This is a genomic window from Mesorhizobium amorphae CCNWGS0123 (genome assembly GCF_001686985.1).
Lineage (GTDB): Bacteria > Pseudomonadota > Alphaproteobacteria > Rhizobiales > Rhizobiaceae > Mesorhizobium > Mesorhizobium amorphae.
In genome coordinates this window covers 1,573,875-1,599,444 of record NZ_CP015318.1, presented here as the reverse complement: position 1 = coordinate 1,599,444, position 25,570 = coordinate 1,573,875, and the positions used below count along the sequence as shown (strand labels likewise).

Below are 25,570 nucleotides of genomic sequence, written 5' to 3'. Positions count from 1 at the left end.
TCCTTAGTCCGCCTCGTCGGCCGATGCGGCGTTGAGCTGGCCGTATTTTTCCTCGCCGATCGAGGCAAGCAGGTCGAGCTGCGTCTCGAGGAAGTCGATGTGACCTTCCTCGTCGGACAGCAATTCCTCGAACAGTTTCATCGACACGTAGTCGCCTGCTTCTTCGCAAATCTCGCGCGAGCGCTTGTAGGCGGTTCGCGCGTCATATTCGCCTGCCAGATCGGACTCGAGCACTTCCTTGACGTTCTGGCCGATGCGCAGCGGCGCCACGGACTGCAGATTCGGATGCCCTTCGAGGAAGATGATGCGGGCCACGAGCTTGTCGGCATGGTGCATCTCCTCGATCGATTCGGCGCGTTCCTTCTTTGCCAGCTTGGCGTATCCCCAGTCTTCGAGCAGCCGGAAATGCACCCAATATTGATTGACGGCTCCAAGCTCCAGAAACAGAGCCTCGTTAAGCCGCTCGATGATCTGCTTTTCGCCTTTCATGGGTTCTGCTCCCGTATTGGACGCGCAGGCCTCTGACGCGATCCAGATGTGAAACGATGTCCACGCCGCTCGCCTCCGAGCGGGCGTGGTAGTTCTCGGTTACCCGAATGATCGTTTCCACCACATTTGGGAAGCAGCCGCAACAACGACCGCGCTTGTGCATGGCATGATAGACCTTAGCCGGCACGATAAGCTGCCAGGGATCCTGGTCCAGCAGCTCGACGATCGACTGCTCGATCTCCCTCTCGGTGATAATGTTGCAATGGCAGATCAGCATAGTTTGCTCTGGCTGACGTCGCTTCCGCGCCGTTTGGCTGGTACTTTCTTGATCCTACTTGAACACCTTGTCCGGCGCATCGAGGCTGTCGGAACCCTCGAAGGCGATGGTGTTGAGCTTCAGCGAGCCGACGGCGCGTTCGATCGACTTGGTCTGGTCGATCAGCGCGTCGATCGCCGCCTGCACCGTGGCATTGCCTTCGGTGTTGCCCTCGGCGATCTGCTGGTCATAGGCCTCGCCGGCCAGTGCGCGCGCCTTGATGGCCTCCATCTTGGCGACGGAGACATCCAGCTTGTCCGACAGCTCCTTGTCAATCGCCGGATCGGCCGCCTTGACCATGTCGTGCACCGAAGGCCCCTGAACGACGGTGCCGTCGAGGCGGGTGTAGCTGGCGAGATAGGCGGCGCGGATGCCGATGGCGTCGTAGAGATGGGAGTTGTAGGTGTTGTCGGAGAAGCAGTCGTGCTCCTCTTCCGGATCGTGCAGCAGCAGGCCGAGCTTCATGCGCTCGCCGGCCAGTTCGCCATAGGACAGCGAGCCCATACCGGTGAAGATCGCGGTGATGGCTGTATTCGGCTCGCCGTCAACAAGGTTCTTGCGGGCGGCGCCGTCTTCCTTCCAGTCGTTGACCATGTCCTGCAGGTCGGAAACCAGAAGGTCGCTCGCCGACTTCAGGTATTCGGCGCGGCGGTCGCAATTGCCGCCGGTGCAGTTGGCGAGGTCATAGTCGGTGTAGGGCCGCTCACCGGCGCCGGGACCGGTGCCGTGCAGGTCCTGGCCCCAGAGCAGGAATTCGATGGCGTGGTAGCCGGTCGCGACATTGGCCTCGACCCCGCCGGCCTCCTGCAGCGTGCCGGAGAGGAATTCCGGCGACAGCTTCGAAGCATCGACCTTCTTGCCGTTGATTTCGATCTTCTTGTTGGCGATCACATTGGCGGTGTAGAGCGCGTTGGTGTCGGACTCGGTGCCGTAGCTCTTGGCGACATAGTCGATCAGGCCTTCGTCCAGCGGCCAGGAGTTCACCTTGCCTTCCCAGTCGTCGACGAGCTTGTTGCCGAAGCGGTAGACCTCGGTCTGCTGGTAGGGAACGCGCGATGCCTTCCAGGCCTCGCGGGCGGCGTTCAGCGTGTCCACCGAGGGCTTGGCGAGCAGCGCGTCGACGGCCTTGTCGAGCGCCTGCGCGGTGGTCAGCGAATCCTCATATTTGGCGAGCGCGATGTCGGCATAGGTCTGGATGACCGCCTTGGCGTCGGTTTCCGCCTTGGCCGGCAGCACGAACACCGCCGCCGTCAGCAGAGCCGTAGCGCCGATCGCAGCCAGCCTGCCGCCATATCGTGCTGTCATCATCGTTCTCCAGTTCTTTGGGAATTCGGTAATAGGCGTGCGTGCCGACCGGTGCCAGGGCACAGGCATGCCGTAGGACGCAAGTGACGCCGCGCCATTGCGCGGTTCGCGGAAGAAAGACACCTAAATGCCTCCAATCGAAAGGGTTCAAGGCCCAGACATCAAAGGGATGCGCTGACGCGCGAGCCTCCATAAAGCGGCGAAGGGGGCGGAAGTCAACTGGCACGCATCAGAAAATTCAATTGAAACAACAGTTTAGAATTATTCTAAACTACGACTGTCAACTTTAAGCGCTTATGCCGCCAGAAACACGGCGATTGACAGGCGACCATTCCCGGTGCGACCCGGATCGGGGCTCTTGCGGCGCCGGCGGACAATCGCCACTTGGCGCAACAGTCTAGATTTGATGTGAAAAAAGCAGGATTGCGATGAAGAATGGTATCGTCATTGTCGGTGCGGGGCATGCGGGCGTGCAAGCGGCCGCAAGCCTGCGCGAAGAGGGCTATGACGGACCGGTTATCCTGATCGGCGACGAAAGCGAGCTGCCCTACCACAAGCCGCCGCTGTCGAAGACCTTCATCAAGGACCAGGATGCAAAGCCGCAGCCATTGCGTGGCGAGGCTTTCTACACCGGCAGCGCCGTCGACTACAGGCCGGGCATCCGGATCGACGCTATCGATGCCGGCGCCCGCAGGCTGGAGATATCAGGCGGCGGCGCGCTCGGCTTCGACCGGCTGATCCTGGCGACCGGCTCGCGGCCGCGCATTCTCAAGTTGCCGGGTTCGGAACTTGCCGGCGTGTTGTCGCTGCGTTCGCTCGCCGATGCCCGCCTGATCCGCGAGTTGAGTTCGCAAAGCGAGGATGTCGTCATCCTCGGCGGCGGCTTCATCGGCCTCGAGATCGCGGCGACGCTGAGAGCGGCCGGCCGCAAAATAACGGTGGTCGAAGCCGTCGATCGGCTGCTTGGCCGGGCGGTGGCGCCGGTCATCGCCAGCCATGTCCGGCAGCGGATGGAAGCGACCGGCGTGCGCATCCTCACCGGAACCACCATAGATCGGCTCGAAGGTGAAGACGGCCATGTGTCGGGCGCCGTGACCTCCGACGGCGAACGGCTGCCTGCGCAGATGGTCGTCATCGGCATCGGCGTGGTGCCGAATGTCGAACTGGCCGAGGCGGCCGGCATCGCGACCGCCAACGGCATCCGCGTCGACCAGCAGATGCGCAGCTCGTTGCCCGAGATTCTCGCGATAGGCGACGCTGCGTCCTACCGGCACTGGTTCACCGGCGCCGACGTGCGGCTGGAATCGGTGCAGAACGCCACCGACCAAGCGCGGCTTGCCGCGCGCACCGTGCTTGGCCATACGGACGCCTATTCCGCCGTACCCTGGTTCTGGTCGGACATTGGCGACATGAAGCTGCAGATGGTCGGGCTGACGTCAGGCGGCGACAGCCATGTCGTGCTGGGCGACATCAACGAGAACAAATTCTCGATCTACCATTATGCGGCCAATCGGCTGCTAGGCATCGAATCGGTCAACCGCCCCGGCGACCACATGCTCGGCCGCAAGATGCTCGGCGCCGGCTTCTCGCCGACGCCGCAAACGGTTGCGGCCGGACCCGAGGGACTGAAGGCGGCGCTAGCCGCCTTCCAACAGGATGAGCCTGCACGAGCGGCTGGTTAGGCGGCGCGCGCTTCGCGGATCGAGCTTTCCAGAATATCGAGCGCTTCGTTCATGACGCTGTCCTGGATGGTGATCGGCGACAGGAAGCGGATGACATTGCCGTAGACGCCGCAGGTGAGCAGGATCAGGCCCTTGTCCAGCGCCTTCAGCCTGACGGCATTGGCGATCTCGGCCGACGGCAGACCCTTCTTCACATCGTTGAACTCGACCGCGTTCATGAAGCCTGGGCCTCTGATATCGACGATCTCCGGCACATCATCACGGAACGACTGCAGCCGCTGCTTCAGCCGGGCGCCGAGCGCATTGGCGCGGTCGCAGAGCTTTTCCTCCTCGATCACGTCAAGCACGGCGTGGGCTGCGGCGACGCCGATCGGGCTGCCGCCATAGGTGCCGCCGAGGCCGCCGGGGCCCGGCGCATCCATGAGTTCGGCGCGTCCGGTGACCGCCGCCAGCGGGAAGCCGCCGGCCAGGCTTTTGGCCATGGTGGTGATGTCGGCGGCGACCTCGTGATGATCCATGGCGAACATCTTGCCGGTGCGGGCAAAGCCGGTCTGCACCTCGTCGGCGATCAAGAGCATGCCGTGCTGGTCGCAGATCTTGCGCAGGGCCGCCATGAAATCGCGTGGCGCTTCGTAGAAACCGCCCTCGCCCTGCACGGGCTCGAGGATGATCGCGGCGACGCGGGCCGGGTCGACATCGGCCTTGAACAGGCGGTCGAGCGCCGCCAGCGAATCGGCGACGGAAACGCCATGCAGCGGCACCGGGAACGGCGCGTGGAAGACGTCAGCCGGCATGGCGCCGAAGCCGACCTTGTAGGGCACGACCTTGCCGGTCAGCGCCATGCCCATGAAGGTGCGGCCGTGGAAGCCGCCGGAAAAGGCGATGACTGCCGGACGGCCGGTGGCGTTGCGGGCGATCTTGATGGCGTTCTCCACCGCCTCGGCGCCGGTGGTGACGAAAATCGTCTTCTTGTCGAACTTGCCGGGCAGCAGCCCGTTCAGCCGCTCGGCCAGCCGCACATAGCTCTCATACGGCACCACCTGGTGGCAGGTGTGGGTGAAACGGTCGAGCTGCGCCTTGACGGCCTCGATCACCTTGGGATGGCGGTGGCCGGTGTTGACGACGGCGATGCCCGACGAGAAGTCGATATAGCGGCGACCCTCGACATCCCAGATCTCCGAATTCTCGGCGCGGTCGGCGTAGATCTGCGTCGTCATGCCGACGCCACGTGAAATCGACTGATTCTTGCGCTCGGAAATGGCTGAATTCTTCATTTCATCCCTCATCGGGCCGGCGCCCGTTCTCGTTGCTGGCTGTTCCAGACCTCTTCTGACCTTATTTCACGTTTTCCTCAAGTCGGCAGCATTGCCGGGCGATTAAGCCTGCCGGTGGCGGATCTGTAGATAGCTCCGCTCTTAACCAGTCGGCCGATACATGTACGAGACAGGTTCCCTTTTCTCGGGGATCGACTATCCTCGCTGTCGCCTGTGACAGCTCGTCGTCAATTGCGCCCCCTGGCTGGTGAGGGACCCATGAACAGGAACGCGACATCGTCCGCCCCGCAGCCGCCTTCCCCTCGCCTTTTGTCATTCCCGACCACTCGCGCCATGCTCGTTTTTGCAGCGCTGCCGCTGCTTCTGACCGGCTGCCAGAAGCAGGAGGCGGCCGACAAGAAGCTGCCGGTCATGGTGCGCGCCGAGACCGTGGCGATGGCCGACTATGCGCCGAGGACCTCGCTTACCGGCGTGATCGCGGCGCGCACGCTGAACAATTTGTCGTTCCGTGTCGGCGGCCGCGTCGCCGAACGGCTCGTCGATGTCGGCCAGCATGTCGATCAGGGCGCGGTGCTTGCCCGCATCGATCCGCAGGAACAGGAATCCGACCTGCGCTCGGCGCGGGCCGACCTTGATGCGGCGCAGGCGCAATTGACCCAGGCCGCGGCCACCTTCGAGCGGCAGAAGACGTTGCTCGCACAGGGCTTCACCACAAGGCGCGAGTACGACGCGGCCGACCAGGCGTCGAAGGTGGCCCAGGGCAGCCTCGATGCCGCCAAGAGCGCGCTCGCCAACGCCAAGGAGAACCTGTCCTTCACCGAACTCAAGGCGGGCGCGGCCGGCGTGATCACCGCGCGACAGGTCGAAGCCGGACAAGTGGTGCAGGCGGCGCAGACCGTCTTCACCATTGCAGAGGACGGCGATCGCGATGCGGTCTTCAACGTGCAGGAGACGCTGGTTGCGAGGGCGCCGGCATCGCCGGCGGTGACGATCACGCTGTTGTCGGACCCGCAGGTCAAGGCGATGGGCAAGGTGCGCGAGATCTCGCCTGCGGTCGATCCGGCTTCGGGTTCGATCCGGGTCAAGGTCGCCATTCCCGATACGCCTGCCGGCATGCCGCTCGGTGCAGCCGTCGTCGGCTCGGTCAGCGCCAAGCCGGCGAAGGCGATCTTTCTGCCCTGGCAGGCGCTGACCTCGAGCGAAGGCAAGCCGGTCGTCTGGATCGTCGATCCCTCGACCAAGGCGGTGGCAACTGCGCCGGTCGAGGTGCTGGCCTTCGATTCCGGCGTGGTCGTCATCAACAAGGGACTGCAGGAGGGGCAAAGCGTCGTCACCGCCGGCGGCCAGCTGCTCAGCCCCGGACAGACGGTCGAGATCATGGGAGCGGGCCAATGAACCGGCTGCCACGCATCCTGCTTGCGCCTGCCCTGTTTGCGTGGCTCGCCGCCTGCTCGCAATCGGAAGAGAAGCCGCCGCCCGAGATCATCCGGCCGGTGCTGTCGATGGTCGTCGAACCGAAGACCGTCGAGACTTTCGGCTTCGCCGGCTCGGTCGAGCCGCAATTCAGCGCCGACCTTGCCTTCCGGCTGCTCGGCCGGGTCGTCTCGCGCGACGTCAAGGTCGGCGACATCGTCAGCAAGGGAACGACGATCGCCACACTCGATCCGACGGCGCTGGAGCTGGCCCTCCAGGCCGCCGGGGCGGAGCTTTCCAACGCCGAGGCGCAATTCGCCAACGCCGCCGCCGGCGAGGAACGGCAACGGCAGCTGCTTGCCTCGGCCAATACCTCGCAAGCCGTGTTCGATGCCGCGCAGCAGGCGAGGCGAGCGGCGGAGGCCGGCGTCGAGCGGGCCAAGGCGGCACTCGCCAAATCGCAGGAGCAGCTTGGCTATGCGCGGCTGTTCTCGGACTTCGACGGCGTCGTCACCGCTGTCGGCGCCGAGGTCGGCCAGACGGTCTCGCCGGGCCAGACGGTCGTCACCGTGGCGCGCTCGGACCTGCGCGAAGCTGTGGTCGACATTCCCGACCGATTGACCGGCGACCTCTCGGCCGGCACGCCGTTCCAGGTCATCCTGCAATCGCTGCCAACCATCCGGACCGAAGCCAAGCTGCGCGAGATCGCGCCACAGGCCGAGGGCTCGACCCGCACCCGCCGCGTCCGGCTGACGCTCACCGATCCGCCGCAGGCTTTCAGGCTGGGTTCGACGGTGACGGCGACACGCATGGCCAAGGTCGCGCCGACGATCGAATTGCCGCTGTCGGCGCTGCTCGAAAAGAATGGTGCCGAGAAGGTGTGGATCGTCGACGAGAAGACGTCGAGCGTAAGTGCGCGAGATATCAAGGTCGCCGCCAAGGGCGCCGCTTCCTTCACCGTCGCCGAGGGGCTCGAAGCCGGGATGCGCGTCGTCACCGCCGGCGTCCACAGCCTTACCGAGGGCCAGAAGGTCAAGATCCCGCAAGGAGGGGCCACATGAAGGGCTTCAACCTCTCCGACTGGGCGCTAAACCATCGCTCGCTGGTGTGGTATTTCATGCTGGTCTTCGTCGTGGCCGGCGTCTTTGCCTACCTCAATCTCGGCCGCGAGGAAGACCCCGCCTTCACCATCAAGACCATGCTCATCCAGGCCAACTGGCCCGGCGCATCGGTCAACGAGACGGTGACGCAGGTGACCGACCGTATCGAGAAGAAGCTCGAGGAACTGGACAGCCTCGACTTCACCCGCTCGGTCACCACTGCGGGCAAGACCGTTATCTTCGTCAACCTGAAGGACACCACCAAGGCGCGCGATGTGGTGCCGACCTGGATTCAGGTGCGCAACATGGTCAACGACATCTGGGCGCAGTTTCCGCAAGGCGTGCAAGGCCCGTTCTTCAACGACCGCTTCGGCGACGTCTACGGAAACATCTACGCCTTCACCGCCGATGGGCTGACGCCGCGCCAGCTGCGCGACTATGCCGAGGATGTCAGGACCCAGATCCTGACTGTGCCGAACGCCGGCAAGGTCGACCTGGTCGGCGCCCAGGACGAAGCGATCTACCTCGAATTCTCGACCCGCCAGATCGCGGCACTCGGCCTCAACCAGCAGGCGATCGTGGCCAGCCTGCAGGCGCAGAACGCAATCACGCCGTCCGGCGTCATCCAGTCCGGGCCGGAGCGCATCAGCGTGCGCGTCGGCGGCCAGTTCACCTCGGAAGAGAGCCTGCGCGCCATCAATCTGCGCGTCAACGACCGCTTCTTCCGGCTGAGCGATGTGGCGACGATCAGGCGCGGCTATATCGATCCGCCGACGGCGCTGTTCCGCTTCAACGGCCAGGATGCGATCGGGCTTGCCATCGGCATGAAGCCGAATGCCAATCTGCTGCAGTTCGGCGAAGCCCTGCACGAGGAGATGAACAAGGTGCTGGCCGACCTGCCGGTCGGCGTCGGTGTGCATCTGGTCGCTGACCAGCCGGTGATCGTCGAGGAAGCGGTTTCCGGTTTCACGCGCGCCTTGTTCGAGGCGGTGGCCATCGTGCTGGCGGTGTCCTTCATCAGCCTCGGCATGCGTGCCGGCTTCGTCGTGGCGCTGTCGATCCCGCTGGTGCTGGCCATCACCTTCACGGTCATGGCCTATCTCGGCATCTCGCTGCAGCGCATTTCGCTGGGCGCGCTGATCATCGCGCTCGGCCTTCTGGTCGACGATGCGATGATCGCGGTCGAGATGATGGTGGCGCGGCTGGAGGTCGGCGACAATCTGCGCAAGGCGGCGACCTATGTCTACACCTCGACCGCCTTCCCGATGCTGACCGGCACGCTGGTGACGGTGGCCGGCTTCATCCCGATCGGCCTCAACAACAGCGCCGCCGGCGAATACACCTTCACCCTGTTCGTCGTCATCGCCGTGTCGCTGCTGGTGTCATGGATCGTGGCGGTGCTGTTCGCGCCGCTGCTCGGCGTCACCATCCTGCCGGCGACGATGAAGGCCAAGCATCACGACCAGCCTGGCCGCTTTACTTCACTGTTCCGGCGTGTGCTTGTCGGCTCCGTGCGCCATCACTGGCTGACCATCTTCGCCACGGTGCTGTTGTTCGCGGCCTCGATCGCCGGCTTCGGCCTGGTCCAGCAGCAATTCTTCCCGCCGTCGGACCGGCCGGAGCTGGTCGTCGACTGGAACCTGCCGCAGAACTCATCGATCGCCGAGACCCGCGACCAGATCGAACGCTTCGAAGGGCGCGCCTTGGCCGGAAATCCCGATATCGAGCATTTCAGCTCCTATATCGGCCAGGGCGCGGTGCGCTTCCTGCTCGCCTACGACGTGCAGCCGGCCAATCCCTATTTCGGCCAGACCGTCATCGTCACCAAGAGCATCGAGGCCCGCAACCGGGTCAAGCCGGCGCTGGAAAAGCTGCTGCGCGAGGAGTTCGTCGGCACCGACGCCTTCGTCAAACCGCTGGAACTCGGGCCGCCGGTCGGACGCCCGGTGCAGTACCGCGTCGGCGGTCCGGACATCCAGACGGTGCGGGACCTGGCGCAGCAGTTTGCCGGCATCATTTCCGCCAATCCGAAGCTGGCAGCGCCTACCTTCGACTGGAACGAGCCGCAGCGGGTGCTCAGGGTCGATGTGCTGCAGGACAAGGCGCGCCAGCTCGGCATCACCTCCTCGGACATCGCCAGCGCGCTGAACAGCACGGTCGGCGGCGTCACCATCACCCAGGTGCGCGACGCCACCTACCTGATCAATGTCGTGGCCCGCTCACGCGAGGCCGAGCGCGGCTCGATCGGGACGCTGCAGAACATGCAGCTGCCGACCGGGACCGGCGAGTCGATCCCGCTCGCGGCGGTGGCGAACTTCCGCTACGAACTCGAACAGCCGACGGTATGGCGCCGCGACCGCATCCCGACGATTACAGTGCGTGCCGGGCTGGTCGGTGACGTGCTGCCCGCCACCGTCGTCAATGAGCTGAAGCCGTCGGTCGATGCCTTCATCGCCAAGCTGCCACCGGGCTATTCCGTCGAAACCGCCGGCGCGGTCGAGGAAAGCGCCAAAAGCCAGGGGCCGATCGCCGCTGTCGTGCCGCTGATGCTGTTTGTCATGGCGACGATCCTGATGATCCAGCTGCAGAGCTTCCAGCGCCTGTTTTTGGTGGTGGCGGTGGCACCGCTCGGCCTGATCGGCGTGGTGGCCGCACTGATGCCCAGCGGCGCGCCGCTCGGTTTCGTCGCCATCCTCGGCGTGCTGGCGCTGATCGGCATCCTGATCCGCAACTCGGTCATCCTGATCGTGCAGATCGAAGACCTCGTCGCCGAGGGCAAGGACCGCTGGGCGGCCGTCATCGAGGCGACCGAACACCGCATGCGGCCGATCGCGCTGACGGCTGCCGCCGCCAGCCTGGCACTGATCCCGATCGCGCGCGAAGTATTCTGGGGACCGATGGCCTACGCCATGATGGGCGGCATCATCGCCGGCACCGCGATCACGCTGCTGTTCCTGCCGGCGCTTTATGTGACGTGGTTCAGGATCAAGGAACCGAAACGGGATAGTGCGCAAGGCGAAGCGCTGGCGGAGAGTGGAGCGGCATAGAAAGCTACCCCCTCACAAACCCCTCTGAGGCCCTGAGTAGGTTGCGCGTGTAATCCTTGGTCACGCGGTGGCCGATAAGCTGGCTCGCCGTGAGGTTCTCCACCGCTTCGCCGTTCTGCATCACCATCAGCCGCTCGCACATGTGGGTGACGATGGCGAGGTCGTGGCTGACCATCAGGAAGGTGAGCTTGCGCCGCCGCCGGATCTCTTCCAGCAGGTTGAGCACTTCGGCCTGCACGGAGGCGTCGAGCGCCGAAGTCGGCTCGTCGAGCAGCAGGATCGAGGGTTCGAGGATGAGCGCGCGCGCAATCGCCACGCGCTGGCGCTGGCCGCCGGAAAGCTGGTGCGCATAGCGGAAGCGGAAACCGGTTCCGAGGCCCACCTCGTCGAGCGCGCGCTGAATGCGCTTTTCGCCATCGGCAAAACCGTGGATGGCGAGCGGCTCCTGCAGCAGGCGGTCGACCGTCTGGCGCGGGTGCAGCGAGCCATAGGGGTCCTGGAAGACCATCTGCACCTCGCGGTAGAAGGCCTTGTCGCGGCGCGTGCCCAGCGTCTTGCCGTTGACGGCGATGGTTCCGGATGCGGCGGGCGCCAGCCCGGCGATGGCTTTCAGCAGCGTCGACTTGCCGGAACCGCTCTCGCCGACCAGCCCGTAGGAGTCGCCTGATTTGACTTCGAGGCTGACGCCCTTCAGCGCGCGAAAGCGGTCGAACACCACCTCCAGTCCGTCGATGGAAAGCGCCGCATTCATGCCGCCCACTCCGGCTTGCGGTCGAGCACCGGCAGCGGGTGGCGTTCGAAGCCAATCCTCGGCATGCAGTTGAGCAGGCCACGCGTATAGGGATGCTGGGCGTCGCGGAGTTCCGACGCCTTGAGCTGCTCGACCACCTTGCCGGCATACATGACGATGACCCGGTCGCAGAAGGAGGAGACCAGGCGCAGATCATGCGAAATGAAGATCAGCCCCATGCCGCGTTCGCTGACCAGCTTGTCGAGGATGCCGAGCACGTCGAGCTGCACGGTGACGTCGAGCGCCGAGGTCGGCTCGTCGGCGATCATCATCTCGGGGCCAGCGATCAGCATCATGGCGATCATGGCGCGCTGGCCCATGCCGCCCGAGACCTCATGCGGGTGCAGGTCGAAGACGCGGGCGGGATCGCGGATCTGCACCGCCTCCAGCATGGCGAGCGCGCGGTCGCGCGCTTCGGCCTTTCCGACCTTCTCATGCGTGCGCAGCGTCTCGACGATCTGGCGGCCGATGCTCATCACCGGGTCGAGCGAATATTTCGGATCCTGCAGGATCATGGCGATGCGTTTGCCGCGCAGCGCCCGGCGTTGGCGAGCCGGCGCCGCCAGCAGATCGATGCCGTCGAAGGCTAGTTTTTTCGCCGTCACCTCGGCCTGCGGCGGCGTCAAGCCCATGATGGCGCGGCCGGTCTGCGACTTGCCGGAGCCGCTCTCGCCGACGATGCCGAGCCGCTCGCGGCCGAGCGAGAAGGAAACGCCGCGCACCGCCTGGACCAGGCCGGTCCGGGTCGGGAAGTTGACGCGCAGGTCGTCGACTTCGAGAAGCGTGCCGCTCATTGGTCACCACTCCTTGGATCGAGCGCGTCGCGCAGGCCGTCGCCGAGCAGGTTGAAGCCGAGGCTGACGATGAGGATGGCGAAGCCCGGCGCGCCGGCGACCCACCATTGGTCGAGCACGAAACGGCGGCCGGATGCGATCATGGCGCCCCATTCCGGCAGCGGCGGCTGTGCGCCGAGGCCGAGGAAGCCGAGACCGGCTGCGGTGAGGATGATGCCGGCCATGTCGAGCGTCACCCGGATGATCAGCGAGGAGATGCAGAGCGGCATGATGTGGCGCAGCACGATGCGGAACGGCGAGGCGCCCATCAATTGCACCGCCTTGATGTAATCGGAATTGCGCACCGTCAGCGTCTCGGCGCGCGCGATGCGGGCGTAAGGTGGCCAGGAGGTGATGGCGATGGCCAGCACCGCATTCTCGATGCCGGGGCCAAGGGCCGCGACGAAGGCCAGCGCCAGGATCAGCTTCGGGAAGGCGAGGAAGATGTCGGTGATGCGCATCAGGATGGCATCGGTCCAGCCACCAGCATAGCCGGCGACGGTGCCGACCAGCAGGCCGATGGGCGCTGCGATGACAGCGACGAGAATGACGACGTAGAGCGTCCAGCGCGAGCCATAGATGATACGCGAATAGATGTCGCGGCCGAGATCGTCGGTGCCGAACCAATGCGCGGCACTTGGTGCCAAGAGCCGCGAGCCCTTGAGGTCGCCGATGGTCGGCGAATAGGGCGCCAGCACGTCGGCGAAGGCGGCGACCACCAGCAGGCCGATGATGATGAGCAGGCCGACAAATGCCAACCGGTTGGCGGAAAAGCGCCGCCAGGCCACATAGGCGCGGCCGAGCCTTGCCTGCATGCGCGAAGCCGGCCGATCGCTGAGCAGCCAGTCGCGGCGGGTCTGGATTGTTTCCGCGCTCATCCTGCCTTGGTCCTTGGATCGAGCACCCGGTAGAGCAGGTCGGAGAGAAGGTTGATGGCGATGAAGACCGAGCCGATGACGATGGTGCCGCCGAGCACGGCGTTCATGTCGGCATTCTGCAGCGAATTGGTGATGTAGAGGCCGATGCCCGGCCACGAGAACACCGTTTCGGTCAGCACCGAGCCTTCGAGCAGTCCGGCATAGGAAAGCGCGATCACGGTGACCATCGGCACCGCGGCATTGCGCAGCGCGTGAGCCCAGATGATGCGCCGTTCCGACAGGCCCTTGGCGCGCGCGGCGACGATGTATTCCTGCGAAAGCTCGTTCAGCATGAAGGAGCGCGTCATGCGGCTGATATAGGCGAGCGAGAAGTAACCGAGCAACGAGGCCGGCAGGATGATGTGGCGAAAGGCGTCGTAGAAGACATCCCATTGCCCCTGCATCGCCGCGTCGAGAAGGTAGAAGCCGGTGATCGGCGTGAACGTGTATTCGTAGACGACGTCGAGCCGCGCCGGGAAAGCGACCCATTGCAGCTTGGCGTAGAACAGAACGAGACCCAGCAAACCGAGCCAGAAGATCGGCACGGAATAGCCGATCAGGCCAATGATGCGCACGATCTGGTCGATGAGGCTACCGCGCCGGACTGCTGCCAGCACGCCCAGTGGCACGCCGATGACCGAGCCGATCAGCGTGCCGAGAGTCGCCAGTTCGATGGTCGCCGGAAAGGCGCGGCGGATGTCGGTCATCACCGGGTTGGTGGTCAGCACCGAGGTGCCGAAATTGCCGTTCAGCGCGCCTTTCACGTAGATGTAGAACTGCTCGATCAACGGCAGGTCGAGCCCCATCTCGCGGCGCGTGCGCTCGACCACGTTGGCCGGCGCCCGGTCGCCCAGCACCGCCAGCACCGGATCGATCGGGATGACGCGGCCGATGAAGAAGGTCACCGCGAGAAGACCGAGATAGGTCGTGATCGCGATGACCAGGAAGCGGCCAATCGCTGACAGAACAGTGACGGCACGGGCACTGCCGCGCCTTGCCGCCACCTGGTTTTCAGCCGCGCTCATGCGGCGCGTCCGCCGGCATCACTCCTTTGAGACCGAACCGACGAAGTTGGAGTCAAAGCTCGGCCCGAGCGCAAATCCCTTGAGGTTCTTGCGCAGGCCGGCCACCTCCAGCTGCTGGTGGATGACGACGAAAGGGCTGGTGTCGAGGATCGTCTTCTGCAGATCCTTGTACATGTCGGCGCGCTTGGCCGAATCCTTCTCGAGCAGAGCGGCTTCGGTTTGCTTGGTCAGGTCCGGAATGTCCCAGGCATTGCGCCAGGCCAGCGTCTTGGTCTTGCCCTCATCCGAATTGTCGGGGTTCGAGGCAAAGGTCTGGGCGTTGGAGTTCGGATCGAAATAGTCCTGCCCCCACTGGCCGATATAAATGTCGTGGTTGCGGGCGCGGTACTTGGTCAGCGTCTGCTTGCCGTCGCCGGGGATGATCTCCAGCTTGATGCCTGCCTGGCCCAGCGTCTGCTGGATCGATTCCGCCATGCCGGTCGTCGGCTGGCCGGTGCGCACGTCCATGGTGACGCTGAAGCCGTCCGCCAGCCCGGCCTTCGCCAGCAGTTCCTTGGCCTTGGCGACGTCGAACTTGAACGGATTCTCGTCGATGGCGCCAAGGTCGCCCTTGGGCAGGAAGGATTGGTGGATCTCGCCAATGCCCTTGAGGATGGTCGTGCTCAGCGCGTCATAGTCGACCAGATATTTGAAGGCCTGGCGGACCTCGGGCTTGGCGAGGTTGGGGTTTTTCTGGTTGAGGCTGATGTAGTAGACCGTGCCCTTGGGCGCGCTGGTGGTTGTCAGATCGGCGTTCTTGGCGATGGCGTCGAGATCGTTCGGCTCGAGGTTGCGGGCAACGTCGATGTCGCCGGCCTCCAGCGCCAGGCGCTGCGCCGAGCTTTCCTTCATGTTGCGGTAGATGACGCGGGCGAGCTTGGCCTTTTCGCCGAAGTAATTGTCATTGCGCTCCATGACGACGGCTTCGTTGGCACGCCATTCGCGCAGCTTGAACTGGCCGGAGCCGGCATAGCCGGTCTTCAGCCAGGCATTGCCAAAGTCATTGTCCCATTTGTAGTCGGCGCTCGGTGTCACCGCCGCGACATGTTCCTTGACCAGCTTGGCGTCGACAACCGAGGCGACAGTGGCCGACAGGCAATTCAGCACGAAGCTCGGCGCATAGGCCTTGTCGACGGTGAACTGGAAGGTGGTGTCGTCGACGGCCTTGGCCTTCTCGGCGACATTGTCGCCGCTGATGCCGAACTGACTGATGATGAAGGCCGGGCTCTTGTCCAGCTTGACGGCGCGCTCGAAGGAATAGGCGACATCGGCCGCCGTGATCGGATTGCCCGAAGCGAATTTCAGGCCGGGCTTGAGTTTGAACGTGTAGGTCAGGCCGTCGTCGGAAACGGTCCAGCTTTCGGCGAGGTCGCCCTTGACCTTGGAGGTGTCGCTGAGATCGAGGCGAACCAGCAGGTCATAGGTGTTGCCGGTGACCTCCGCGGTCGACAGCTCGAACGCCTCGCCCGGATCCATGGAGATGATGTCGTCGATGGCGAAACCTTCGACCAGCGTGTCGGCGGGGGTGACGGCAAACGCGGGTGCTACGAGCAGCGCGGACAGTGCGGCACCTGCAAGCAATGCGCGTGAGCGTAGAGCAAACTTTTCCAGCATCATGGTGATCGTTCCCTGTTTTGTTGGTTTGTTGACCTGAGTTCCCGGCTCAGGATTGCAGAATTCTTTCGAGGCCGAACGGCGGCCCCATGACCCTTTAGCGTCGTGGTTTTTGTCCAATTGGTCAACACCATATCCGGCGGTCTCCGAACCGGCAACGCGCATCTGCAAGGCCGCACATTGGTCCAGAACAGCTTGGCGAGCCAAGGCAAACGCCGGCTAACCAATGCCGCCAATCGGGAAAAACTGCCAATGCGTGGGCTACTTCAGCACGGCGAGCAGATCGGCGTCGGGGAAGCAGGTGGCGGCACGGCCGTTCTTGGCCTGCCAGCTGCCGATCGAGCGGCGCGTCTTGAAGCCGGGCAGGCCGTCGGCGCTGCCGACATCGTAGCCCTCGGCCTCGAGTGCCCGCTGCAGGGTGGCGATGTCGGAGCGGTGCAGTCCGCCGACCGGCCCCCAACTGCCGGCAAAATTCGAGTCGCCATGGGCGATGCGGTCGGCGCCATGGCCGATGAACAGGGCGTAGAGGTCGCTGGTGTTGTATTCCTTCAGCACGTAGAAATTCGGCGTGACGATGAAGGCTGGGCCGCTACGCCCGGCCGGCATCAGGAGAAAGCCCTCGGCCTTCAATTCTCTTGCCGGGAAGGCTTTCGTGCCGACGCGCCTGATGCCCATCGCCACCCATTCGGAGATCTTCTTGCCCTGGTCGGGTCCTTCGAGCGAGCAGGAGACTTTTTGCGGCACCGTCACCTCGAACCCCCAGCCGCGGTTCCTCACCCAACCATAGTGGACGAGATAGTTGGCGATCGAGGCGAGTACATCGGGGGTCGAGTTCCAGATGTCGGGCCGGCCGTCACCGTCGAAGTCGACGGCGTGTTTGAGGAAGGATGTCGGCATGAATTGCGGCTGGCCGAGCGCGCCGGCCCAGGACGATTTCATCGCTGTGACCGGGGCCAGGCCGCGCTCGACGATCTCGAGTGCTGCCAGCACCTCGGTGCGGAAAAAATCCTTCTTCGTCGACATGAAGGCCTTGGTGCCCAGCACCTCGAAGGCGTCGTAAGGCATCTTGGCCGCACCGAAGCCGCTCTCGCGGCCCCAGATCGCCAGCAGCACCTCGCCCGGCACGCCGTAGCGCTTCTCGAGCAATCCGAGCACCCTCGCATTGAAGCCCTCGCGCGTCCGCCCGCCGGCGGTGACGGCGCGAACGGTCTTTTCGGCGAAATAGGCCCCGGGCGAACCGAACTCTGCCTGGTGCTGCTTCTGCGGCGTCTTCGGCTTCTCTCCAGGCATGACCAGGTCGGGCAATTTGAGGTTCGGCTTCACGCCGATGAAGGCCTCGTCGAAGGTTTTCTTGGAGATGCCTTTCGCCTTCGCCTCTGGCCAGAGGTCGTTCTGCAGCCAGGCGTAGAACTGGTCGTCGATCTTTGCGGCGGAGGCGGGGTTGACGAGGATGAGGGCAACTAGCGCTGCAAACAACGAAAGCAGAGCCAGCCTCAGAGACTGGAGTGCAATCGTTTCAGGAAAATCATCCATCACAGATCCTCCTCGCCAATTGCGTCAAAACGCCGTCCGTGAGCGTAGCGCGGCAGCGAGCGTGCCTTCGTCGAGATAATCAAGCTCGCCACCGACCGGCACGCCATGCGCCAGCCGCGTGACCTTGATCTCGAAACCGGACAACTGGTCTGTCAGGTAATGCGCGGTGGTCTGGCCCTCGACGGTGGCGTTGACGGCGAGGATCACCTCCTTCACCTCGCCACCCGCCACACGGTCGACCAGGGAGCGGATGTTGAGCTGTTCGGGGCCGATCCCGTCGAGCGGCGACAGCGTGCCGCCGAGCACATGGTAGCGCACGTTCATGGCGGCTGCCCGCTCCAGCGCCCACAGGTCGGAGACATCCTCGACGACGATCAGCGTGGCGGCGTCGCGGCGCGGATCGGTGCAGATCATGCAGGGGTCGGAGGTATCGACATTGCCGCAGGTGGTGCAGATGCGCACCTTGTCGGCGGCCTCGCCCATGGCGGCGGCGAGCGGTGACAAAAGCTGCTCCTTCTTCTTGATGAGATGAAGGGCGGCACGCCGTGCCGAACGGGGACCGAGCCCCGGCACCTTGGCCAGGAGCTGGATCAGGCGTTCGATCTCGGGACCGGCGATTCGCTTGGACATCGCACTGATCTAGGGTTTTTTCGCGCGCTTTGGAACAGCGCAGCGCTGCACGTCCGCAGGCTATCCTGCCATAAGTGGTCAAGCCAGGACGCTGAGCGCCGACCGTCCTCAGTAGGCTTCGAGCGGCCGGCTCTGGCTGACGATCATCGCGCCGATGGCATCGGTGTTCTCAGGCGTAGACTGGAACCCCATCGCCGCCTCTTGGGGCGCCGGGAACGAGGTGATGACCTGCTGGGGGGCGGGTCCGCCGAAACGCGAAGCGTCCGGTTCCTGCATGGGCTCCTGCATCGCCACAACGGTCTGCTTGGGGGCGGGTTTCGCCTCCGCCGCGACGCGCGAGGATTTCGCCGGCTGCGCTACTGCTGCAGTGACATAAGTTGCCTGGGCGGGAACTGTCTTGTCGGCCGTCGCCCTGGCAGTTGTCGCCTTGGCGGTGGTCGGCTTGACGCCAGGCAAAGGTTCCGCGGAAGCGACAAGCACCGGCGCGGCGGGTTCCGATGACCGGGGCGTCGCAGAGGCAACCATCGTCTGGGGCTCGTCCGGCAGCGGCTTCCAGTTGCGGCCGCGCTTCTCATAGAAGGCGTTGCCGCCAGCGACCATCGTGTAGTGCATGTTCTTGTAGGGGAAGCGCAGGCCGGCGGTGTGGAAGAACATGGTGTTCTTCAGCTTGGCCTTGCGCTCGCCCTTGAGCACGGCCTCGGCGGCTTCCTCGACATCGGGCATCGCCTTGGAGTTCATCGGCCGCGTCATCACGCCGGGGGCGAACTGGCCCTTCTCGCCGACGACTTCGCAGATGGTGTTGCCATGCTGGCCTGAGCGCAGCCGGTTCATCACCACCGTGCCGACGGCGATCATGCCGTCGCGGCTGGACCGGTTGGACTCGAAGAACATCGCCCGCTCCAGGCACTCCTTCTCCTTCGGAGTGTGGCCGTAGGCGCGCGTGCTAAGGAAGCTTGGCGTGATGGCATTGGTCAGGCTGGCGACCGACATGCCGTGCGTGGTTGTCTGGCTGCAACCGGCCAGGAACAGGGGAGAAGTGACGATGCTAAGCAGCAGCGGCGTCTTCCATCGCGTCGCGATCAACAAAAATGCCTCATTTTCAGCTGCCAGCCCGCCCCGAGATGTGGCAAGAATGAGACTCTTAACGGCAAAAAGATGGCTAAAGGATTAGCATTCGTGCAGCTTAGGTAAAACTTTATGAATGGTCGGAAATGCCCGCGTGAACAACGCCGGGAAAAGTCTTAACAACAGCCCCGGCGTCCAATTTCCGTTCATAATCAATTAACTGGTCAGAGCCGGCTCAGAACGGCAATTTCATTCCGGGCGGGATCGGCAAGCCTGCCGTCAGCGCCTTGGTCTTCTCCTGCATGACCTGCTCGACCTTATTTTTGGCGTCATTGTGGGCGGCCAGAAGCAGGTCCTCGAGAATCTCGACCTCGTCTTCCTTGAACAGCGACGGATCGATCTTCAGCGACTTCATCTCGAACTTGCCGGTCAGCGTGACACTGACCAGGCCGCCGCCGGCCTGTCCGGTGGCTTCCAGCGTGGCGATCTCGTCCTGCATGGCCTGGAACTTGGCCTGCATTTCCTTCGCCTTGCCCATCAGGCCGAGAAGATCTTTCATCGTTAGGTCCTCAGTTTTCAGTTTTCTTCGTCGTCCGCCGCTGGCTCGACCGGCAGGTCGGCCTCGGCATCGTCGACTTCCGGCACGTCGGGAATGCGCACGTCGATGATCTTGGCGCCGGGAAAGCGCGCCAGGATGGCGGCGACGATCGGATCGCTCTTGGCATCGAGGAAGGCGTTTTCGCGTTTCGTCGATTCCATCTCGGCCATTGTCTGGCCGCCGGTTTCCTTTGACAGCGACACCAGCCAGTTGCGGCCGGTCCAGGCGCGCAGCTTGGTCGTCAGGTCGTTGAGAAGCATCTTCGGCGCGTCGTCGGTCAGGCTGACGTCAATGCGGCCGGGCTCGATGCGCACCAGGCGCACGCAACGCTTGATCAGCACCTTGAAGGCGATGTCGCGATGCGTGTCGGCCAAGGCGGCGATATCGGCGAGCGATTTCACCGGAACGGCCGGGGCCTCAGCGACGGGTTCCGGCGCCGGCACGAAAGCCGCGGGCATCGGCTCGGTCTCGACCAGCCGCATGGTCTGCGCGCCGCCGCCGGTCGTCGGCATGCGCGTCTGCGCAACAGCGCTTGCGCCGCCACCATTTCCGGGATTTGCGGGGGCACCGTTCGAACGCGGCGCCCCATTGGCAACCGGTGCCACGCCCTCCAGCGACTTCAGCGCCTCGTCCAGCGTCGGCAGGTCGGCGGCATGCGCGAGCCGGATCAGCACCATTTCGGCGGCACTTACCGGCCGGTTGGACGACTGCACCTCGGGGATGCCTTTGAGGAGCATCTGCCATGTTCTGGACAGCACCCTGACCGAAAGCGTCCCGGCGAAATCGGCGCCGCGCCGACGCTCGTCCTCGGACAGCGAGGCGTCATCCAGCGCCGTCGGCACGAAGCGCAGGCGGGTGACGAGATGATTGAACTCGGCCAGATCGGTGAGCACCGCGGCCGGATCGGCGCCGGTGTCGTATTGGTTGCGGAATTCGGCCAGTGCCGCCGCGACGTCGCCATTCATGACATGTTCGAACAGGTCGACGATGCGGGCGCGGTCGGCCAGCCCAAGCATCGCCCGCACCGCTTCGGCGCTGACCGCGCCGCTGCCATGGGCGATGGCCTGGTCGAGAATGGAAAGCGAATCGCGGGCCGAGCCTTCGGCGGCGCGAGCGATCATCGCCAGCGCGTCGTCGTCGACCGAAATGCCCTCCTTGCCGGCGATGGACGACAGATGCGCGACCAGCGCGCCGGCATCGATGCGCCTGAGGTCGAAGCGCTGGCAGCGCGACAGAACGGTGATCGGCACCTTGCGGATTTCGGTGGTGGCGAAGATGAATTTGACATGCGGCGGCGGCTCTTCCAGCGTCTTCAACAGGCCGTTGAAGGCCTGGGTGGAGAGCATGTGCACTTCGTCGATGATGTAGACCTTGTAGCGAGCCGAGACCGGCGCATAGCGGACGCGCTCGATGATGTCCCTGATGTCGTCGATGCCGGTGTGCGAGGCGGCGTCCATCTCGATGACGTCGACATGGCGGCCTTCCATGATCGCCTGGCAATGCTCCCCCAAGACGGCAAGGTCGACCGACGGCTGGTCGACGGTGGCGGTCTTGTAGTTGAGTGCCCGCGCCAGGATGCGCGCCGTCGTCGTCTTGCCGACACCACGCACGCCGGTCAGCATCCAGGCCTGGGCGATGCGGCCGGAAGCAAAGGCGTTGGTCAGCGTGCGGACCATCGGCTCCTGGCCGATCAGCTCGGAGAAATTCGAAGGCCGGTATTTGCGCGCCAGGACGCGATAGGCGCCGGCCTTGCCTGTCTGCGGACTTTCAGGCCCCAAATTTCCGGCTTCGCTCATTCGCCGTCAAAGCTCCCAGGACCGCGACGGAAGGCGGCCGATTCCTGCGCGTAGTTTCGCCCGCACGGCTTGGCGCCGTCAATGTCGCGACAGAAAGGCGAAGAGGCGGGAGGCTGGAACAATGACCCGTTCCGGGCTCGTTAGGGCTGCTTCCTTCCGGACCTGACCCGGTTGGCGAGTGGATCGTCCACCACCAACCTCCCAGGCTCCATATCGGCAATTCGGCGATGAAATGCAAGGGCGCACGAGAATCGGCGCCACGAAGCCCGGAAGGTTCTTCGCCCTGCGGGCCTTCAAATCCGCAATACCGGCCAATGAATCGCTTGCAGCCCCCTTGCAGCCGCTCTAGCGTCCATGAGTCAAAAAAGCGCTGCAAAGCCCATAAAAGTGAGGAAAACGCCGATGCTGCCGGGCCTCAAGGCCGGATTCACGCTCGACGCCAGGCTGGAGGCGGACAGCGAGCAGCTGATGTGGCTTGGCCTGTGCGAACTCAGGGTCATGAACGACCGTCGCTGGCCATGGCTGATCCTGGTGCCGCAGCGGCCGGGCGTGGAGGAAATCCACGACATGACGCCGCTCGACCAGGCGATGCTGACCTTCGAGACCAACATGGTGGCGCAGGCTCTGAAAAGGACCACCGGCTGCACCAAGATCAACACCGGCGCGCTCGGCAATATCGTGCGCCAGCTGCACGTCCATGTCATCGCGCGCTCGGAGGGCGATTCGGGCTGGCCGGGGCCGGTCTGGGGACACGGCATGCGCGAGCCCTATCAAAAGTCCGACATGCGCCGGTTTGCCCAAACGATCAAGGCGGCGTTATAAGCTGACCCCTGAGTCCATCCTGAGCAATTCTGAGTCCCCATGAGCTTCCGCCTGTTTGACGCGCCCTTGCGCGAGCCGAGCCAGTTCGTCGGCTTTGCCGGCAACACGATCGACCGGCAGTCCGAGAACCGCGCCGACGATTCCGTTGAAAAGGCGCTGACCGACCCTTCGGCAAGGCTTTTGCTGATGCATGGCGGCCGGCTCCATCTGAAACTGAACGACGGCACTTTCGACCCATGGTTCCATGTAGCCGAAAGCGGGCTGCTGCAGCCTTCCTTTGCACAAGGTGTCCTGCTCGGCTTTTCCGAGAGCGGCCCGGTGCTTGCCGTGCCGGTCGGGATCGAACCTGAGCAGCTTCCCGAAACGATCAAGGCCATCGACTACCGCTCGGTCTATATGCAAGGGCTGATCGACGAGGGGGCGGCCGGCGCGCTGGCGCAAGGCGCGGCCTTGCTGGCCTGGCATGCCAGCCATCGCTTCTGCAGCAAATGCGGCAATGAATCCGAAATGCGAGCGGGCGGCTACAAGCGGCACTGCCCGGCCTGCGGCACCGAGCATTTCCCGCGCACCGACCCGGTGGCGATCATGCTGACGGTGACGCCGGAAAAAATGCCTGCTCGGTCGCGGCCGGCATTTTGGGCCGGGCATGTATTCTGCGCTCGCCGGCTTTATCGAGCCGGGCGAAACGATCGAGGCGGCGGTACGCCGCGAAACGCTGGAGGAGGCCGGTATCCGGCTGGGCCGTGTCGTCTATCATGCCAGCCAGCCCTGGCCGTTCCCTTATTCGCTGATGATCGGTTGCTTCGGCGAACCGCTCAACGACGACATCCAGGCCGACCTGAACGAGCTCGAAGACTGCCGCTGGTTCTATCGCGACGAGGTGCGGCTCATGCTGACCCGCGAGCATGCGGGCGGCCTGGTCACACCGCCGAAAGGGGCGATCGCCCACCACCTTATCCGCGCCTGGGTAGATAGCGAGTAGGAGCAGAAAAATGATCCGTCATACCGTGGTGTTCACGCTGAAGCATGCGCCGCATTCGCTGGAGGAAAAGAGGTTTCTCGCCGACGCCAAGAGGATTCTCACCGCGATCAAGGGCGTCACCCATTTCGAGCAGTTGCGGCAGGTCAGTCCCAAGAACAACTACCGCTTCGGCTTCTCGATGGAGTTCGCCGACCAGGCCGCCTACACGCGCTACAACGACCACCCTGATCATGTCGCCTTCGTCCGCGACTGTTGGCTGCCGGAAGTTGAGGCGTTCATGGAGATCGACTACGTGCCGCTCGGCTGGAGTTAGAACGGCCGCTTTCGATCCAAAGCGCAGCTACCGAGCGCGAAACTCACCTTCCGGCGGTCTTTGGAGAATGGTTTCGATCTCAACCATCACGCTCTCCGGCAAGGGCCCAAATTCCGTGGCCGCGGCGTTCTCGACAGCCTGCCTGGGCGTTTTTGCGCCGGGGATGGGGTGAATGTTGTCGCCTTTCGACAGCAGCCAGCACAACGCACCCTGACCGAGAGTCCGCCCACCGACGGTGAGCAGATCGCGGATTGCATCGATCTGCCTGCTCAGGTCGGGACGGGCGCGCGATGCTTCAAAATATAGCTGCCAATCCGCTGGAACCGACCTGACATCGTCGGATGGGACCGCCCGTCCATCCGAGAATTTCCCCGTCAACACGCCCATGGCAAGCGGCGACCGGATCAGCTGCGCCAAGCCGTTGTCATGCGCGGTTTTGCACATGGAGGGTGCATCGAAGAAGACATTCATCGCATGCTGGACCGTTGAAAAGCCGCTCCGGTCAGCGAAGGCTTCAACGCTTGGTGGAAAGTCAGAGCTCCAGCCATAGCTTCGAATATCTCCGGCCTGGACAAGTTGCTCCAGGACCTCGAACGCGGGTGCCGCATCTTCGATGGTGAGATCATTGAGGTGAAGCAACATCACGTCGATGCAATCGCGGCCCAGTCGACGGAGGCTCTCAGCAACCGACCAGCGCACATAGTCGGGGTCGAACTTCGGGCCGGTCATCTGGCGGGAAACCGGATCGAAGGAATGGCCGAATTTCGACACGATGATTGCTTCCGAACGGCCCGAGAGCGCCTCGCCCAAAAGCGCCTCCGAGTGGCCGGCTCCATACACCGCCGACGTATCGAAGAGCCGAATTCCACCATCCCATGCCGCATGAATGGTTTCCACGGATTGGCTGTCGTCGGCGCCGGAATATCCGACCGGTGTCTCTCCTGACCAGAAGTGACCGCCGATTGCCCAGCAGCCCATGCCGATCCGCGATCCCAAGTGAATTGTCATTGCCATATCATGTTCTCCGCAGGCCACCCGGTCTTGATATGGCGCCAGATAGACCTCAGATGGGAGTCGGCAAAAATGGAGAGGGCAATGCATGAATGAAACGGATATCGACTGGTCGGATCTGAGGATCTTTCTGGCGGTCGCGCGCGATGGGAGCCTTTCGTCCGCGGCCAAGGCCGTTGGCCAGAGTGCGGCGACCCTGAGCCGGCATATCGTCGATCTTGAGCGGGCATTGGGCGCCGAATTGTTCTCCCGGCTGCCATCCGGCTATGAGTTGACGGCGGCAGGTCGAGCGCTGACATCGCAGGCAGAGACCATCGAGCAACGGTTCCTGGATATCGCCAGGGAGTTCTCGCGACGAAACGTATCGGCGCCCATCCGTGTGTCCGCCGGCACCTGGATGACCTGGTACCTGGCACGCAACATCGAAAAACTGGGGCTGAGCGACCGGAATATCGTCTTCAGCGCCATTGAAGAGGTGCAGAACATAGGCAGGCGCGAGGCATTGATCGGGATTCGGAACCGAAGGCCGTCCGAGCCGGGAGTTGCGGCTCGGAGGACAAAAACCGTCGCATTTGCTCCCTACGCGCATCCGAATGCGGTTCGAAAGACTGATTGGATCGCGGCTACGGTGAACACGCCATCGGCAATCTGGGTGCGCGCCAACAGACGCGATCAAATACGCTTCGAAGTCACTCAGCCGCGCTCGCTCCTCGACCTCGCGCTTGCCGGCGCGGGCCATGTGGTGTTGCCCTGCTTTGTCGGCGACGCCCACAACGATCTGGTCCGCACCGATGATGTGATCGAGGAACTGTCACATGAACAGTGGCTGGTGGTGCATGGCGATGATCGCAAATTGCCGGAGGTGCGCGCGACGATCGACAAGATCGCACGGCTCATTGGTTCGGATCGATCCTTCGATGGCAAGAGCTGAGCGTGCGCAGTCCACCGACCGCGGACGATCCCGTTCAAAACGAGG

At 63.9% G+C, this 25,570-nt stretch carries 22 protein-coding genes, 1 other RNA gene and 1 pseudogene; 8 read left to right on the top strand and 16 right to left on the bottom strand.

Annotated elements, in window-relative coordinates; genetic code table 11:
- Window positions 1–3: 3 nt before the first annotated feature.
- From bfr to A6B35_RS07525, 3 genes are read right to left on the bottom strand one after another with little or no spacing between them, the layout of a single operon-like run.
- On the bottom strand, window positions 4–489 hold the full coding sequence (bfr, locus tag A6B35_RS07530; RefSeq protein WP_065518165.1) for a bacterioferritin: 486 nt from the start codon (window positions 487–489) through the stop codon (window positions 4–6).
- Window positions 455–766 (bottom strand): hypothetical protein, encoded by a 312-nt coding sequence (locus A6B35_RS34305; RefSeq protein ID WP_006201122.1) that lies wholly within the window; start codon window positions 764–766, stop codon window positions 455–457. The genes bfr and A6B35_RS34305 overlap by 35 nt, the downstream gene beginning before the upstream one ends.
- Before the next feature lie 54 nt (window positions 767–820).
- Complete coding sequence (locus A6B35_RS07525; RefSeq protein WP_040582416.1) at window positions 821–2,110, bottom strand: imelysin family protein; 1,290 nt, start codon at window positions 2,108–2,110, stop codon at window positions 821–823.
- Window positions 2,111–2,538: 428 nt separating this feature from the next.
- Here A6B35_RS07525 and A6B35_RS07520 point away from each other — a divergent pair, with 428 nt between their 5' ends.
- Entirely contained in the window at window positions 2,539–3,792 is a 1,254-nt protein-coding gene (locus A6B35_RS07520; protein WP_006201119.1) for an NAD(P)/FAD-dependent oxidoreductase, read from the top strand.
- On the opposite strand, the gene A6B35_RS07515 is transcribed toward A6B35_RS07520, so the two are convergent.
- Window positions 3,789–5,066, bottom strand: coding sequence for a 4-aminobutyrate--2-oxoglutarate transaminase (locus A6B35_RS07515; RefSeq protein WP_006201117.1), 1,278 nt, complete (start codon window positions 5,064–5,066; stop codon window positions 3,789–3,791). The genes A6B35_RS07520 and A6B35_RS07515 overlap by 4 nt on opposite strands.
- Before the next feature lie 258 nt (window positions 5,067–5,324).
- On the opposite strand from A6B35_RS07515, the gene A6B35_RS07510 reads away from it, so the two are divergent.
- Genes A6B35_RS07510 through A6B35_RS07500 form a run of 3 tightly spaced genes read left to right on the top strand, consistent with a single transcriptional unit; the run spans window position 5,325 to window position 10,626 of the window.
- Complete coding sequence (locus A6B35_RS07510; protein ID WP_040582415.1) at window positions 5,325–6,461, top strand: efflux RND transporter periplasmic adaptor subunit; 1,137 nt, start codon at window positions 5,325–5,327, stop codon at window positions 6,459–6,461.
- Window positions 6,458–7,540, top strand: a complete 1,083-nt coding sequence (locus A6B35_RS07505) for an efflux RND transporter periplasmic adaptor subunit (protein WP_006201114.1) — start codon at window positions 6,458–6,460, stop codon at window positions 7,538–7,540. Before A6B35_RS07510 ends, A6B35_RS07505 begins: the two co-directional genes overlap by 4 nt.
- Complete coding sequence (locus A6B35_RS07500) at window positions 7,537–10,626, top strand: efflux RND transporter permease subunit (RefSeq protein ID WP_006201113.1); 3,090 nt, start codon at window positions 7,537–7,539, stop codon at window positions 10,624–10,626. Before A6B35_RS07505 ends, A6B35_RS07500 begins: the two co-directional genes overlap by 4 nt.
- Before the next feature lie 4 nt (window positions 10,627–10,630).
- Here A6B35_RS07500 and A6B35_RS07495 read toward each other — a convergent pair whose 3' ends face one another.
- From A6B35_RS07495 to ffs, 11 genes are all read right to left on the bottom strand, one after another.
- Entirely contained in the window at window positions 10,631–11,377 is a 747-nt protein-coding gene (locus A6B35_RS07495) for an ABC transporter ATP-binding protein (protein ID WP_065518308.1), read from the bottom strand.
- Window positions 11,374–12,210, bottom strand: coding sequence for an ABC transporter ATP-binding protein (locus tag A6B35_RS07490; RefSeq protein WP_006205472.1), 837 nt, complete (start codon window positions 12,208–12,210; stop codon window positions 11,374–11,376). The genes A6B35_RS07495 and A6B35_RS07490 overlap by 4 nt, the downstream gene beginning before the upstream one ends.
- Window positions 12,207–13,127: a nickel transporter permease gene (gene nikC, locus A6B35_RS07485; RefSeq protein WP_006205473.1), complete on the bottom strand. Its 921-nt coding sequence runs from the start codon at window positions 13,125–13,127 to the stop codon at window positions 12,207–12,209. Before nikC ends, A6B35_RS07490 begins: the two co-directional genes overlap by 4 nt.
- Window positions 13,124–14,191 (bottom strand): ABC transporter permease, encoded by a 1,068-nt coding sequence (locus A6B35_RS07480; RefSeq protein WP_006205474.1) that lies wholly within the window; start codon window positions 14,189–14,191, stop codon window positions 13,124–13,126. The genes nikC and A6B35_RS07480 overlap by 4 nt, the downstream gene beginning before the upstream one ends.
- A gap of 18 nt (window positions 14,192–14,209) precedes the next feature.
- Complete coding sequence (locus A6B35_RS07475) at window positions 14,210–15,847, bottom strand: ABC transporter substrate-binding protein (protein WP_065518164.1); 1,638 nt, start codon at window positions 15,845–15,847, stop codon at window positions 14,210–14,212.
- 258 nt (window positions 15,848–16,105) lie between these two features.
- Window positions 16,106–17,377, bottom strand: coding sequence for a lytic murein transglycosylase (locus A6B35_RS07470; RefSeq protein ID WP_065518163.1), 1,272 nt, complete (start codon window positions 17,375–17,377; stop codon window positions 16,106–16,108).
- A 24-nt stretch (window positions 17,378–17,401) separates the two neighbouring features.
- Window positions 17,402–18,007: a recombination mediator RecR gene (gene recR / locus A6B35_RS07465; RefSeq protein WP_006199390.1), complete on the bottom strand. Its 606-nt coding sequence runs from the start codon at window positions 18,005–18,007 to the stop codon at window positions 17,402–17,404.
- A gap of 108 nt (window positions 18,008–18,115) precedes the next feature.
- Window positions 18,116–19,090 carry a cell wall hydrolase gene (locus A6B35_RS07460; RefSeq protein ID WP_040581738.1) on the bottom strand — a complete coding sequence of 325 codons (975 nt, stop codon included), beginning with the start codon at window positions 19,088–19,090 and terminating at the stop codon, window positions 18,116–18,118.
- A gap of 217 nt (window positions 19,091–19,307) precedes the next feature.
- The gene (locus A6B35_RS07455) at window positions 19,308–19,631 is read right to left on the bottom strand and encodes a YbaB/EbfC family nucleoid-associated protein (RefSeq protein WP_006199387.1); all 324 of its coding nucleotides are present in this window, start codon (window positions 19,629–19,631) and stop codon (window positions 19,308–19,310) included.
- Window positions 19,632–19,648: 17 nt separating this feature from the next.
- Entirely contained in the window at window positions 19,649–21,466 is a 1,818-nt protein-coding gene (locus A6B35_RS07450; protein ID WP_006199386.1) for a DNA polymerase III subunit gamma/tau, read from the bottom strand.
- A gap of 105 nt (window positions 21,467–21,571) precedes the next feature.
- Window positions 21,572–21,668, bottom strand: an RNA gene (ffs, locus tag A6B35_RS07445) — signal recognition particle sRNA small type.
- 200 nt (window positions 21,669–21,868) lie between these two features.
- Between ffs and A6B35_RS07440 the strand changes: the two genes are divergently transcribed.
- The 3 genes and pseudogenes from A6B35_RS07440 (at window position 21,869) to A6B35_RS07430 (ending at window position 23,583) form a co-directional block, all read left to right on the top strand.
- On the top strand, window positions 21,869–22,288 hold the full coding sequence (locus A6B35_RS07440; RefSeq protein WP_006199384.1) for an HIT domain-containing protein: 420 nt from the start codon (window positions 21,869–21,871) through the stop codon (window positions 22,286–22,288).
- Window positions 22,289–22,327: 39 nt separating this feature from the next.
- A pseudogene (gene nudC / locus A6B35_RS07435) lies at window positions 22,328–23,270 on the top strand (NAD(+) diphosphatase).
- 10 nt (window positions 23,271–23,280) lie between these two features.
- A complete protein-coding gene (locus tag A6B35_RS07430) occupies window positions 23,281–23,583 on the top strand; it encodes a Dabb family protein (protein WP_006199383.1) in 303 nt (100 codons plus the stop codon).
- Window positions 23,584–23,610: 27 nt separating this feature from the next.
- On the opposite strand, the gene A6B35_RS07425 is transcribed toward A6B35_RS07430, so the two are convergent.
- Window positions 23,611–24,597: an aldo/keto reductase gene (locus tag A6B35_RS07425; RefSeq protein ID WP_006199382.1), complete on the bottom strand. Its 987-nt coding sequence runs from the start codon at window positions 24,595–24,597 to the stop codon at window positions 23,611–23,613.
- Between the two features lie 85 nt (window positions 24,598–24,682).
- Here A6B35_RS07425 and A6B35_RS07420 point away from each other — a divergent pair, with 85 nt between their 5' ends.
- The gene (locus tag A6B35_RS07420; RefSeq protein WP_006199381.1) at window positions 24,683–25,525 is read left to right on the top strand and encodes a LysR family transcriptional regulator; all 843 of its coding nucleotides are present in this window, start codon (window positions 24,683–24,685) and stop codon (window positions 25,523–25,525) included.
- Window positions 25,526–25,570 lie beyond the last annotated feature (45 nt).

Bases quoted from the DNA above. Each gene is read 5' to 3' on its own strand.
- bfr (WP_065518165.1), bottom strand. From the start codon at position 489: ATGAAAGGCGAAAAGCAGATCATCGAGCGGCTTAACGAGGCTCTGTTT.
- A6B35_RS34305 (WP_006201122.1), bottom strand. From the start codon at position 766: ATGCTGATCTGCCATTGCAACATTATCACCGAGAGGGAGATCGAGCAG.
- A6B35_RS07525 (WP_040582416.1), bottom strand. From the start codon at position 2,110: ATGACAGCACGATATGGCGGCAGGCTGGCTGCGATCGGCGCTACGGCT.
- A6B35_RS07520 (WP_006201119.1), top strand. From the start codon at position 2,539: ATGAAGAATGGTATCGTCATTGTCGGTGCGGGGCATGCGGGCGTGCAA.
- A6B35_RS07515 (WP_006201117.1), bottom strand. From the start codon at position 5,066: ATGAAGAATTCAGCCATTTCCGAGCGCAAGAATCAGTCGATTTCACGT.
- A6B35_RS07510 (WP_040582415.1), top strand. From the start codon at position 5,325: ATGAACAGGAACGCGACATCGTCCGCCCCGCAGCCGCCTTCCCCTCGC.
- A6B35_RS07505 (WP_006201114.1), top strand. From the start codon at position 6,458: ATGAACCGGCTGCCACGCATCCTGCTTGCGCCTGCCCTGTTTGCGTGG.
- A6B35_RS07500 (WP_006201113.1), top strand. From the start codon at position 7,537: ATGAAGGGCTTCAACCTCTCCGACTGGGCGCTAAACCATCGCTCGCTG.
- A6B35_RS07495 (WP_065518308.1), bottom strand. From the start codon at position 11,377: ATGAATGCGGCGCTTTCCATCGACGGACTGGAGGTGGTGTTCGACCGC.
- A6B35_RS07490 (WP_006205472.1), bottom strand. From the start codon at position 12,210: ATGAGCGGCACGCTTCTCGAAGTCGACGACCTGCGCGTCAACTTCCCG.
- nikC (WP_006205473.1), bottom strand. From the start codon at position 13,127: ATGAGCGCGGAAACAATCCAGACCCGCCGCGACTGGCTGCTCAGCGAT.
- A6B35_RS07480 (WP_006205474.1), bottom strand. From the start codon at position 14,191: ATGAGCGCGGCTGAAAACCAGGTGGCGGCAAGGCGCGGCAGTGCCCGT.
- A6B35_RS07475 (WP_065518164.1), bottom strand. From the start codon at position 15,847: ATGATGCTGGAAAAGTTTGCTCTACGCTCACGCGCATTGCTTGCAGGT.
- A6B35_RS07470 (WP_065518163.1), bottom strand. From the start codon at position 17,377: ATGGATGATTTTCCTGAAACGATTGCACTCCAGTCTCTGAGGCTGGCT.
- recR (WP_006199390.1), bottom strand. From the start codon at position 18,007: ATGTCCAAGCGAATCGCCGGTCCCGAGATCGAACGCCTGATCCAGCTC.
- A6B35_RS07455 (WP_006199387.1), bottom strand. From the start codon at position 19,631: ATGAAAGATCTTCTCGGCCTGATGGGCAAGGCGAAGGAAATGCAGGCC.
- A6B35_RS07450 (WP_006199386.1), bottom strand. From the start codon at position 21,466: ATGAGCGAAGCCGGAAATTTGGGGCCTGAAAGTCCGCAGACAGGCAAG.
- A6B35_RS07440 (WP_006199384.1), top strand. From the start codon at position 21,869: ATGCTGCCGGGCCTCAAGGCCGGATTCACGCTCGACGCCAGGCTGGAG.
- A6B35_RS07430 (WP_006199383.1), top strand. From the start codon at position 23,281: ATGATCCGTCATACCGTGGTGTTCACGCTGAAGCATGCGCCGCATTCG.
- A6B35_RS07425 (WP_006199382.1), bottom strand. From the start codon at position 24,597: ATGGCAATGACAATTCACTTGGGATCGCGGATCGGCATGGGCTGCTGG.
- A6B35_RS07420 (WP_006199381.1), top strand. From the start codon at position 24,683: ATGAATGAAACGGATATCGACTGGTCGGATCTGAGGATCTTTCTGGCG.